The organism is Spirosoma profusum (assembly GCF_014699005.1).
Lineage (GTDB): Bacteria > Bacteroidota > Bacteroidia > Cytophagales > Spirosomataceae > Spirosoma > Spirosoma profusum.
In genome coordinates this window covers 155,483-168,264 of sequence record NZ_JACWZY010000001.1, presented here as the reverse complement: position 1 = coordinate 168,264, position 12,782 = coordinate 155,483, and the positions used below count along the sequence as shown (strand labels likewise).

Here is a 12,782-nt window from a genome sequence, read left to right as displayed (position 1 = left end):
GTTTCTGGTTTTTGCCACTACGTCCCTTAATCAACCACAAATGTTACGTCGCAGCGATGCCGGATAGTGTCGTATGGCTTATTATTGAACGTACCAGGTGTTTTATCAATCCATTCCAGTTCGACAACGTAGAGCCCCTTTTTATTAGGAACGAAACTGGCGCGGCCCTGCTCATTGGTATCGCAAACCCTCTCCCATCCGTCTGGATTTACTATCCTCACCGACGTATTGGCGTACGCTTTCTTATCTTTAAAAACCCGAAGTCCAACCGTGTTTTCCTGCGGATTAGCCACTACGTCGAGCACTTGTGCGGTAGCACTACGTTCGGTATTTCCCACTACGTAGTCGGCCCGGAGATACTGAACCGGGCGTACAATTCCGAACCCACGTTTGGTCCAATCCTGCACATCGCGTTTATCGTTGAGGCCCAGTATCTGATAATAACCGTCTTTTTTCGGTGTAAACTCACCCTGCCAGTGGGTATCCGTCTGGGTCATAACGACCGGCGTCTGATTGCCGTCGGCGTCCCGGACAAACACGCTTATGTCAGACATTTTGCCTAACGTAGCGCCCTTTTCGCGCAGCCCATGCGAATACTCGCCAAAAAACAACTGCACCTGAACCGGCTCATTGACTTTGCCAGAACCTTTCAGTTCGATCCAGTAGCCATGCGCCTGTGCCAGACAGGGAGCCAGAAAAAGCAGTGTGAATAGAAAATGAGTTCGTTTCATGAAATGGTTTGATTGGTTAAATCTGTTTGGCCGACCATGCCCAACGTATCGATGCATACCACAAGCGGCCCGCTAGATTGGGGATATATTGTGGATCGGTGTAGTTTGTGAAGTTGTCGATACCAGCCTGTAATGTCAGGACTTTCCACGTTTTGGCTGCCGATACGTTGTATGTTACGTAGCCGTTGACGTATTCACTATCAGAATCTAAAATCAGATTTCCGTCGCGGTCACCGAAACCGTATCGTCCTCGGTAAATACCACGTAGCGAAGCCGAAAAACCTGATTTGGGTTGTTCATAAAAGAGTTTGAGATTGGCCATGTTCCGCGAGCGATTGAACAATCCACCGTACTGCGACGGCTTCACTTCTTCGCTCACTAGTGTCGTCGGATTTCGGCGATACACTTTTCCGGCATCAATATTGGCTTCGACCGATTTGTCTTTGGCGAGCAGGAATTGGTAACCACTGCTCAGCGTCAGCAAACCAGTGCCAAATGTCCAGCGCCAACTGCTTTCCAGTTCAGCACCCTGCGTGTAAACCCGACTCAGATTGTTATAACTAAATACGTTCTGACCGTTCGTTTTCCGGGCAATAACTTGTGTATCAATCAAGTCGCGGATGTCGTTTCGGAAGATGTTCAGACTGGCCGTTACCGGAACTTGCGTCGATTTGAACTGGGCTCCCAGATTAAAAGCTATTGAACGTTCGGCCTGAATCGTAGCCAGCCGAGCGGGATTGAGGACAATCTCGGCAATCTGGCCCTGCTGCGTTAGTCGGGCAATTCCGGCAGCGGCTTCCTGCGTTCCAAACACACTGTAACCCGCTACGGCATTGTCAAAATTCAGATATAGCTGACGAAAATCTGGCGCTTTGAACCCAACGCCGACACTCCCACGTAGCGCCACCGACTGGCTCAGGGCATAGCGCGCGGATAATTTCGGGCTAAACTGACTGGCGTACTGACTGTGCGCATCGTAACGACCACCAGCAATCACTGTCCAACGTAGCGTCGGCATCCACTCGTACTGTGCAAATCCATACGTAGTATTGAACTGTTTTCGCTCGGTATAGCGCGTCGCTTCTACGTTTTCACCGATGAAGCCAGCGCCAATAGTCAGGATATTCTTCTGATTGAACATCCGTTCAGTTACTACTTCCGGACGGTTAAACGTTTGCCGGAAAAAGCTGGCATCGTACTCCTGACGCGTATCGGCGTAACGCAGATCGGTACTCGTATAATAGCCAGTTCTGTAGAATCGGTAAATGAGTTTCCATCTGTCAGTTACCTGATGCGTCAGCACCGGATTCAGGTTATAATCCTGCACGGAACCCGGTCCCGACACACGTAACGTTGAGTTAACCAGAAAGTCATTTGTTTGATTTTCATTAAAATATCGCCCCGAAATAGAGAGTTTCAATTTGGGTGAGAACGCGTACGTCAAGCGCCCACTTCCGGTATAATTCGTAAAGGGTGCTACGGTCTGGCTACCCGTTTCGGGCGACAGCGAATAACCTGCCGACTGGTAACGGTCACCAAAAGCATAAAGACCCAATTTTCCCGATTTCCCCACCACCCATTGCCGACTTACATCCGCCGAAAGATCGCTGGTTTGATTGGCTCCGTACCGCGCCGATACGCTGCCCCGCGTTATTGTAGGCGCTTGCGTGATGATATTTACGACACCAGCCAGCGCTTCAGAGCCATACAAACTCGACGATGGACCTTTGACAATCTCGATCTGCTTAATGTTGCCGACGGCCAGCCGGGTCAGATCAAGTGTACCGGCAGTACGGCCTACAACGGGTTCACCATCAATCAGAATGAGTGTATAATCAGGGCCAAATCCCTGTACCTGAAGCCCTTGTCCATGATCGGTTACGATAGACAGACCAGTTTGTTCGCGTAATACGTCGTTCAGACGCAAGCTGCCCATTTGCTGAATCTGTTTCGCACCGATAACCGTTACGGGTAACGGCAGGGCTCCCATGGGTCGCTCATTACGTGTTGCCGTAACAACAACCTCGTCCAGCGCACGTGTTTTCAACGTATCGGTGGGCGATGGCTGGAGGAGTGTCAGGCAAAGAAATAAACCTAGTGGCATTGAGAATGGTGTTAGCGTTACCTCCAACCGACCTTGCTACTCCTATGAATCGGTTCTTCGGCGCTGCAAACGTAGTCGTTATTTAGACTCGTTACAAACAAATACAAAAATTTATTTGTAAAAAGTCTTAATAAGAATTACGTTTGTAGCATTATTCACTTCTTACGTAATACCCTATTTATCATGCGTTTGCCTGTATTGTGTATTGCTCTTTCAATTACAGCTCAGGGGCTTATGGCCCAGTCATCGCCTAAAGCTGAAGACGTAGCCGCTATTAAAGGGCAGTGCGGTTGCCACGATGTAAACTTCCTCTACGCCGAAACATTTGCTCCCGAAAAGTCCTACGCGTTTAAAGATCGCTACACGGCCAAAGGCACCGAGTTGGTGTTTGTGGAAGAAGAGTCGCCAACCAAAATTGTGATTCAGCACTTACTGGTTGTCAGCGATTCGATGATTGTTAAACACTGGCGTGAAGACTGGCTTTTTCAGAACACGAACGTGCTCAAATTCGACCAAAATGCTTCCTGGAAACTCCAAAAGCTGACCCCAGCGCAGGTAAAAGGCCAATGGACACAGAAAGTGTTTGAAGTAGACGACAGCCCACGCTACGATGGAACAGCCACCTGGATTCATGCTGATGGGCGTCATTATTGGGAAAGTACGGTTGACGCTCCCCTACCTCGTCGCGAGTACACCAAACGTACTGATTACAACGTAATGCGTCGGACCAATCACCACGAAATTCGTCCTGATGGCTACGTGCATGAACAGGATAACGATAAAGTGATACGTTCGGAAGCGGGCGACCAACTGCTGGCTTCTGAAAAAGGGATTAATACATACAAGCGGACGGATGAGAAAAAATGTCAGGCCGCTAAAGACTGGTGGGCCAAAAATCGCGCTTACTGGGCCGACGTTCGCGCCGTATGGAATGAGGTGTTGGCCAACCGCGAAGCCGTAGGTATTAAGGGCCAGGTAAAAGGGCAAGTAATGGGTCGAGAAATAGATGAACTGGCCGCCACAGCTCAGAAAGGCCCCTACAACTCAGCCACGAGCCGCCAGCTTATCAAGCAAACTATCGAGAAATATCTGAAGTAATTGACTGTTGTTTTTTGTCATGCTGACGCAGGAAGCATCTTAAGTATTCCTAACCTTCAAGTTTAGATGCATTAAGATGCTTCCTGCGTCAGCATGACAAAAATGCTTTCCGACGAAACGTTAAAAAAAGGTTTTACCATTTCGGTGGAGGGGCTTGTGTAGTACCAGCCGCTGGAGTAGCCCATGCTGTATCGGCGGGGGCGACTTTGGCAACGGTATCGCAATCTTCGAGTCGCTCCTGTAATTCTACGATTTTAGTTTCCTGCTTGGAGAGATTGCGTTTGAGGTCGATGGTCGCATCTTCGAGGTGCTGATGCCGATTATAAGCCACCCCCAATAACGCCATAATGCACAACAGCAACACAAGTATGGCTGTTGCGAGTGAATAAACCACCCCTCTACTAACGGCGTTCATGATTAACAGGGAAAGCCGCAAATTAACAAAAACCTAAAACCATAAAAAAACCTGCCTCCGTTGGGAAAGCAGGTATTTTTTTTATGGTAGGGCTTCCTTATCGAGCGGCCCCATAATCCTGACCAGCACTTTCAGGGAAGTTCTTCATGATACTGGTAACCGTTTCACGGAAAGCCTGGTCACGGTCGCGTTCCTTATTACGACTGTTCAACTGACCTGTTGCCCATCCTTGCCAGATAATATCGTTCGTACGGGCATCCGATACGTTGACTACTACCCGGTTTTCTTCGTATTGGCGAGAATATACGTTATTGCCCATACCGCCGTACCATCCCCACGAATAGGGTGAGTACATATTGTTCGACTGAATCTGCTGCTTGTCTTTCGAGTCCATAAAGAACCGAACAATCAGATCAGCCTCACCTTGCGTAACAGGCTTATAACCACGGGATTTCAACGATTGATCAAGTGCATCGGCAATCCGACGCTGATTCAGGTTACTGCCCACGATAGGGTCAGCGTTACGTTGCCGGTCAGCTTCGATACGATACGTAGCAAACTGCCGAACATTCACTTTGGGGTCGTAGTCGTACTTAACTGTAATAGCGGGGGCGCAGGACGCCAGCGTACCGACGACGAACAGACTGCTGATTATGCCTTTGAGTTTCATGGATATTGAGTCGTTATTAGTATCAAATGACTATTAAACGATAAAGAAACAGCCATTCGTATACATCATCTTAATAACTGAAATCCGACCGGATTCGTTCGATATTCTTAGGTGATACGTTAAGATCAACCAAAGCATAATTCACTGACTATCAGCCGTAAGATTGGCATTAACGTTTTTTAACATAAGAGAAATCCGATATTTTTTAACACATAGTGCAGGATAGATTAATTGCGTTTTTAATACACTATAAATGCTCACCAATATATCATTTTCAGAGCAATTCATTAAAACGGTTGTGGCTCCTGCTTTTTGATACGTTTCACTACGTTAATTCTTCACTAATAGGCTGCCTGCGACAATGAAAAATAAACTCACATTAGCTTTTATCTTCTTTGTCAACCTCTTTACGTATGCCCAGCAGCAGGATTTACTAAGCGGAAAATTCGCCAGCGATGCGCTTCAGAAGGTATTGATTCCGCAGGCGCAGTGGGCACCCTTTCCGAAACGCGACGACCGGGCAGGTTGGGCCAGTGCCGATCAGGACATGATGAAAGCTTACCTGAAAAAAGCCGAAACTTACCTAACGTATCAGTGGCCATCTATCCCGGCCACCAAATCGCTGCTCTACGAACGTACCGGCGACCGCGATGAGTATCAGGGCATTAGTTTTGACAAACGGGTAGTTCTCGGTACGTTGCTGTTGGCAGAAATTCATGAAAACAAAGGCCGTTTTATGGACCAGATTGCCGATGGTGTGTGGTCTATCTGCGAGGAATCGTTTTGGGGCGTGCCAGCCCATTTGCCCAGAGGTAAGGCGTATTCGGGATTGATGGACGTATCGAAACCGTTTGTCGATTTGTTCGCGGCCGAAACTGCTACGTTCCTAGCCTGGGTCGATTACTTCGTTGGCGATAAGCTGGATGCCATTTCGCCCCAGCTTCGGAAGCGGATTTATAATGAAACCAACTACCGGATTTTCCAGCCATTGATGACCAAACCGCACGGTTGGATGACGAAAACATCGGCCGGTCGCCCGCCTAACAACTGGAATCCGTGGATTTGCTCGAACTGGCTGAATGCCGTTTTACTTCTCGAGAAAGACGATTCCAAACGCACGATGGCCGTTGCTAAGATACTGGACGTACTGGACGAGTTTGTAAATCCCTATCCGCAGGACGGTGGCTGCGACGAAGGACCGAGTTATTGGGGTGCTGCGGCAGCTTCTCTTTTCGACAATATTGCTATGCTCAACACGGCCAGCAATAATGCGTTTCAGTATGTATATGCCGACGAGAAATTCCGTAACATGGGCAAATTCATTTACAGGGCTCAGATTAGTGAGAAGTACTTCCTGAATTTCGCCGATGCCGACCCACAACCGGGCATGGCTGCTACCATGATTTACCGCTACGGCAAAGCCATCAACGACCTCGACATGATGAAATTTGGTGCGTTTTACCGCAAACCCGAAGACGGCTCCGTCGGGCGTTTTCACTACTTCCGAAACTTTTATGCCTTATTCATGCAGGACGAGTTTCAGAAAGCTCCTACGGGATTACCCCTACCTAAAAACGTATGGCTTCCTGATTTACAAGTATTTGCCGCCCGCGATCAGGCCGGAACAACTAAAGGTTTCTACGTAGCGGCCAAAGGTGGTCATAATGACGAGAGTCACAATCATAATGACGTCGGAAACTACGTAGTATATTTTGATGGACAGCCGCTGTTGATTGACGTAGGACGTGGTACGTATACAGCTAAAACATTCAGCAACAAGCGTTACGACATCTGGTACAACTGTTCGGATTACCACAACTTACCCACTATTAATGGGCAAAACCAGCCCTCCGGCGCTACGTTCAGAGCTAAAAACGTTACGTATAAAACCGACGATGCCGTCACGCAATTCGGCATCGACGTAGCACAGGCGTACCCAAAGGAAGCTGGCGTACAAAGCTGGCAACGTAGCATTCAGCTAAATCGGGGCAAAAACGTACAAATCGACGACGTAGTAAAATTGACTAGTGCTACCGAACTAACCCAACACCTGATGACGTGCTACCCCGTAGAACTCGGTAAACCGGGAGAGCTACTTATTCACTACGCTCCGAAAGAGGAAGCCCCCAAAGATTTTCTAGTCAAATACAATCCCAAACAAATGCAGCCCTCCATCGAAAAAGTGAAGCTGGGTACGCCTGAAGACCAGGGCATTATCACTAAATGGGGTGATACGATTTATCGGATAAATTTTAAAGTACTGTCTCCCAAAACATCGGACAAGCTGAGTTTTTCAGTCGCACCTTTCTGAACCGGGATTACACGGATTGATGGATTTACAGGATTTTGTTTTTCGCTTCTTCGAAGCGCATTAATCTATTGAAAACAAAATCCTGTAAATCCATCAATCCGTGTAATCCCGGTTCAGAAATTGGTCCGATCAGGCAATCCCGCAAATCCTTAAATCCGTTAAATCCCGGTTATCTTTGCGGTATAAATGAAAACGTACTTCCGCTTACTCTCGTTTGCCAAACCCCTGGGGCGATTTTTGACGCCATTTGTCCTGACGTCGTTGCTGGCTAGTGTGTTTGGTGTATTAAATTTTACCCTGCTGATTCCGCTTCTGAGTATACTTTTTGATAAAGTCGATACGCAGAAGATGCAAGCCTTTCTGAATCAGCCTGCTCCTTCGTTCACTACGTCGCCAGTCGATGCCTTCAGTTATTATTTCGCGCAGGTATTTCAGACCTACGGTAAAGTGGGAGCGCTGCAATTTGTTTGTGCTGTTATTATTACGTCAGTACTTTGCAGCAATTTATTCAAATACCTATCAATCAGACAGTTAGAATCATTTAAAGCGCGAATGGTAGCCAAACTGCGGGAAGCCGTATTTAATCGAGCTATTAATCTACACCTCGGTTTTTTTTCCAACGAACGGAAAGGAAATCTCATTTCACGTATCACCACCGACGTACAGGAAGTCGAAAATTCGATTGCCAATACGTTGTCGGCGGCTTCAAAGGAAGTGTTTTTGCTGATTGGCTACATCGTTGCGCTGCTGACTATCTCGGTGAAACTGACCTTGTTCGCTATTCTGGTAATTCCAGTATCGGGCGGATTTATTGCCTTTCTGGTACGTCGGATGAAACGCGATGCACAAGCCGGCCAGCAGCGATTGAGCGGGCTGGTGAGTTTGCTTGATGAAACCTTCGGCGGTATGCGCGTCGTGAAAGGTTTCGTAGCAGAAGGCTTTATTCTGGACAAGTTTCGAGAAGAAAACGAAGGCTACCGGAGGGCAGTACGTTCACTGGCCAACCGGCGCGAGCTGGCGTCACCTTTTTCGGAGGTTATGGGCGTGGCAGTGGTAGCCGGAATTCTGCTCTATGGTGGTTCACTAGTACTCAATGGGCAGTCGGATTTAACTGCTGCCGAGTTTATTTCGTATATCGCCATTTTCTCACAGGTGACGCGCCCCGCTAAAGACATTTCGAATGCCTTTAGCGGTTCACAACGGGGACTAGCCTCTGGCGAGCGCGTTCTCGAACTAATTGATACGCAGTCGCTTATACAGGACAAACCGAACGCCGTTACGTTACCGGATTTCTCAAACCGCATTTCGGTACAGAACGTATCGTTTGCGTATAATGCCGATACGCCTGTTCTGCGCGACGTTACGTTCGATTTGCCAAAAGGAAGAACTATTGCGCTGGTTGGGTCGTCAGGTGGTGGCAAGTCGACCATTGCCGATTTGATTCCGAGGTTTTACGATCCTACAGGTGGGAGCATTCTGATCGATGGTGTAGACCTCCGCGATTGTACGATGGCGTCGTTGCGGGCGCAGATGGGTATTGTTACGCAGGAAAGCATTCTATTTAACGATACCATTTTCAATAACATCGCGTTTGGCAGCGATGCTACGGAAGCCGACGTAATGGAAGCGGCACGTATCGCTAATGCTCATAATTTTATTGTGGCACAACCTAATGGTTATCAAACCATTATCGGTGATCGGGGTGGAAAGTTATCGGGCGGACAACGACAACGTATCAGTATTGCTCGGGCCATTCTTAAAAATCCGCCCATCCTAATTCTGGACGAAGCTACGTCGGCCCTCGATACCGAATCTGAAAAACTGGTTCAGGAAGCACTTACACGTCTGATGGCGAATCGTACTACGTTGGTGATCGCCCACAGACTCAGCACAATTCAACATGCCGACGAGATTCTGGTTGTGAATCAGGGACGTATCGTTGAACGCGGCCGGCACGATGAATTACTTACGCTAGACGAAGGTTTTTACAGGAAGCTAAGTACAATGCAGAACTTGTAATTTTATCATTTGCTCACCGTAATCAGCCACTCCGGCCCACTCGCGACTTTATATTTTTCCGAGAAGTTTTCCTGATTGATGGCGATTGAGAAATTTAGGAGGCTGTTGATATACGCTACGTCGTCGCCAAGAGGCACTTCGCCAAACGTATTGACCAGGCGGATTGATTTGTCGTAAACGGTCTGGTCGCTACGTGAAATCTGAACACGAATCTTATCCCCGACTTTGACGCCAATCTGGTCGATCAGCGATTTTGGAATATTGCTCCAGGCATTTCCGTACTGAATATCCAGGATCGGAATATTCCCTTTCACTACGTTCCCACTTCTCTCCGCCTTCTGATAGAGAATACGTACTACGTTGTTCGGGAGCTTAGGACCAACTTTGGCAAAGGTTATTACGTGTGCCGCCAGCCGCGCAGCCGTATACGCATATACGTCGCGACCGTGAAAAGTATACGAAGCTCCAGAATTTCTCCGTCGGTTAACGGCTTCGTCGATTTGTCGTATTTCCTTAATTCCTAAGTCTTCAGCTACTAACGTCAACGTACCATTATCAGGCGTAACAATGTAATGTCCCGACTTGGTTAGCAGCACCACCGAACGACGTTCGGTACCCACGCCGGGGTCGCAAACCGATACGAACACAGTTCCGGCTGGATAATACGTAACGGTCTGATGCAGGCGATAAGCAGCTTCCCAGATGTTATAAGCCGGAATTTCATGGGTCAGATCGAACAGTTTTAGTGATGGCGATACGCCCAACGCAACGCCTTTCATGGCCGAAACCGCACCATCTTTCAACCCAAAATCAGACTGAAAAACTACAATGCCATTTTGTGCCTGCGCCCATTTTGCGGAAAACAGACTAATCAAAAGAAAGAATCTGTAAACTGTATGCATAATTAATTTACTGTGGGAGATTCATCTTGTAGGTAGAATAACCAATACTTATCCGGCTATTTCGTCGACCGAAACGGGCAATATAAAAATAAAGGTAGTGCCTTCGCCATCGTTCGAATGAATTTCGTAGCGGCCCCGAATCAAATCCATACGAGCCTGAATATTATGAAGCCCCATACCGGTAGCGTCAGACGGGTTCATGCCACAACCGTTATCTTTTACAATCATGTTCAATTCGGTACTGAACCGTCGGAAAATTATGTCGGCTTCAGTGGCTTCCGAATGCCGAAGAATATTACTGCACAACTCGATGCAAATAGAATAGAGGTTAAACTCAGCGGTTTTATCCAGACGTGGTAACTCATCGGCATCCAATCGGAACGTAATGGCTTGACTTACATTCAGTTTGTTCACTAAACGGGATAATGCTTTGGCCAGCCCCTGTTTCTCTAATTCATCGGGCTGTAAATTATGCGACAGATAGCGAACTTCAGCAAAGGCTTCCCGACTCATATTGAGCAAATTATGATAAATCTGCTGCTCGCGGTCAGCCATTTTAGCAGGGTTCAGGGCCGATAAACTGGCTTTAATAGCTGCCAATAAGCCACCAAGGCTATCGTGTAAATCAGCAGCCATTCGCTTCCGCTCAAGCGTCTGACCACGTAGCAACGCTTCTTCAATTTCCCGATTTTTGGCTCGTAGTTGATCATTCGCCAGTTTTAGCTCCATAGTTCTGGCCAAAACTTTATTTTCCAGGTCGCGGTTTAGGCCTTCGATCACACGTTTCTGATTGAAAATCAGGCGGTTCTTTCGGTAGTATACTACCACAAAACCCAGTAACATAGCTAAGCCCCCTACTAGAATAATCCGCATCAGATATCCTTCTTCGATATCATGATTCAATCGCGCGATATGCGCCTGTTGTGTCAGGCGATTTTTTTCGGCATTAGTCCGGAATCGTTCGGTTTCAATACGTTGCTGGAGTTTATTCATCTGGGCCTCCCCTATCAGCTGGCTCCGTTCTGATTCGGCACGCAGCCGTTCCAATTCACTCTGCCGCCGTATATCAAGTAACTGCTGCTGTTGGATAAAGCGTTCTTTATCAGCAGCCATTCGAATCTGATTAATGTCATATTTTTTCTGAAGTGCCGAAAGCTCTTCCACCTGTTTAAGATTATCCAGGCTATCACGAATCATGCTGAATTCCTCATACATTGCAAGCGCCTTAGCCGGTTGATTCGAAACCCGGTATGCCCGATAAAGAGACTGAGTCGCCATTTGACGAATCCGAGTGAAGCCTTCTTCACGACCTATTACTACTGCTTTCTCGCCAAATTCAATAGCTAAAGCCGGCTGATTTGTCAACGTGTAACACTCCGAAAGCCGTGCCCAAACGGCGGCCTTCCCTGATCGAATATTAAGTTGATTCCAAACAGCTAAACTTTCCTGAAAATAATTAATTGCCTGTTCGGGCTGATGGCGACTTAAATAAAAATCGCCCAGGCGTTCGCCAGCATAAGCCAAATTTACTTGCGAACGTACTTCCACCGCAATTTGCCGACTCGCTTCAAATTGCTGACGTGCCTGATCAAACTGTCCCTGAATTTCATAAACTTCCCCGATTTGGGTAATCGCCTGGCTGATAAGCAACTTTCGATTTCTGGGTGTCATCGACGTATTAAATCCCAGTAGTTTCAAGGATGACTGATAGCTGGATAGGGCATTGGTGTATTCTTTCTGCACCATATATATATCGCCCATATTCATCAGCACCTGCCAGCGGGGCGAACTCTCACGCGGCAAACGTACACACCATTCCGAAGCCTGCTGGTTTATGACAAGTGCCTGAGGGTAATCGCCTTTTACGGTGCGCAGATAATGTTCCTCCAACATCATGGCGCGCACTACGTATAAGTCGTTGCGGTAAATCCGGGCCGTCTCCTCAAGTTGGCGGGCGTAGAAGAACGTACTATCACGTTGTTGCCCCCGCATTTGTTTAAACACAAGCGACATATACCGGAGGCCCTCCAGACGTAACGTATCGTTACGTTGATTGTGGGGGAGACTGGATGAAATGTGACGATGTGCGCGACCTATCGTCAATAGACTGTCCATATAAGCGGCATCGCCCCGCCGATCGAAGTCTAATTCGGGCAGGTCCGGGCATTTTTGCCCTAAGCAGCTCAATTGCCAGCCAACTAGTACGGTTATAAGCCAAAGCAACCTCATAAACAATCAGCCCCTTAACGCCTGGCAAAATAAAACCCTAAAATAACCACTTAAGCCAGTAAATCAATGTATTATGTAAAAACACTACTGTTTGTATTCGGGCTATTACGTTTTAGGTACATAGTTCTTGGCACGTAATTTGAAAAAAGATAATTTTGATTTAAACGAACATCTACTAAATTGAATCTATATTGCATTATCAAACGTAAGTACAATTAATTCTATGAATAAGCTATATTTGCCAAAAAGTATAGTATTCAGCATTTTTCCTTGTCGAAAATTAAATTATAAGAGGAAAAACTA

9 protein-coding genes are annotated in these 12,782 nt (G+C 47.2%); 3 read left to right on the top strand and 6 right to left on the bottom strand.

Annotation, left to right across the window (positions count from 1 at the left end; translation table 11 throughout):
• Nucleotides 1–26: 26 nt before the first annotated feature.
• Entirely contained in the window at nt 27–731 is a 705-nt protein-coding gene (locus tag IC229_RS00565) for a DUF4198 domain-containing protein (RefSeq protein WP_190884975.1), read from the bottom strand.
• A 16-nt stretch (nt 732–747) separates the two neighbouring features.
• Nucleotides 748–2,835, bottom strand: a complete 2,088-nt coding sequence (locus IC229_RS00560; protein WP_190884974.1) for a TonB-dependent receptor plug domain-containing protein — start codon at nt 2,833–2,835, stop codon at nt 748–750.
• Between the two features lie 183 nt (nt 2,836–3,018).
• Between IC229_RS00560 and IC229_RS00555 the strand changes: the two genes are divergently transcribed.
• Nucleotides 3,019–3,933, top strand: coding sequence for a DUF6607 family protein (locus IC229_RS00555; protein ID WP_190884973.1), 915 nt, complete (start codon nt 3,019–3,021; stop codon nt 3,931–3,933).
• Nucleotides 3,934–4,066: 133 nt separating this feature from the next.
• On the opposite strand, the gene IC229_RS00550 is transcribed toward IC229_RS00555, so the two are convergent.
• Together IC229_RS00550 and IC229_RS00545 are read right to left on the bottom strand one after the other, a co-directional pair.
• Nucleotides 4,067–4,348, bottom strand: a complete 282-nt coding sequence (locus IC229_RS00550; RefSeq protein ID WP_190884972.1) for a hypothetical protein — start codon at nt 4,346–4,348, stop codon at nt 4,067–4,069.
• A 97-nt stretch (nt 4,349–4,445) separates the two neighbouring features.
• Complete coding sequence (locus IC229_RS00545; RefSeq protein WP_190884971.1) at nt 4,446–5,018, bottom strand: DUF4136 domain-containing protein; 573 nt, start codon at nt 5,016–5,018, stop codon at nt 4,446–4,448.
• Between the two features lie 361 nt (nt 5,019–5,379).
• Between IC229_RS00545 and IC229_RS00540 the strand changes: the two genes are divergently transcribed.
• Complete coding sequence (locus tag IC229_RS00540; protein WP_190884970.1) at nt 5,380–7,329, top strand: heparinase II/III domain-containing protein; 1,950 nt, start codon at nt 5,380–5,382, stop codon at nt 7,327–7,329.
• A gap of 186 nt (nt 7,330–7,515) precedes the next feature.
• On the top strand, nt 7,516–9,348 hold the full coding sequence (locus IC229_RS00535) for an ABC transporter ATP-binding protein (RefSeq protein WP_190884969.1): 1,833 nt from the start codon (nt 7,516–7,518) through the stop codon (nt 9,346–9,348).
• A 5-nt stretch (nt 9,349–9,353) separates the two neighbouring features.
• Here IC229_RS00535 and IC229_RS00530 read toward each other — a convergent pair whose 3' ends face one another.
• A complete protein-coding gene (locus IC229_RS00530) occupies nt 9,354–10,250 on the bottom strand; it encodes an SAM hydrolase/SAM-dependent halogenase family protein (protein ID WP_190884968.1) in 897 nt (298 codons plus the stop codon).
• A gap of 48 nt (nt 10,251–10,298) precedes the next feature.
• Nucleotides 10,299–12,479: a tetratricopeptide repeat-containing sensor histidine kinase gene (locus IC229_RS00525; protein ID WP_190884967.1), complete on the bottom strand. Its 2,181-nt coding sequence runs from the start codon at nt 12,477–12,479 to the stop codon at nt 10,299–10,301.
• Nucleotides 12,480–12,782 lie beyond the last annotated feature (303 nt).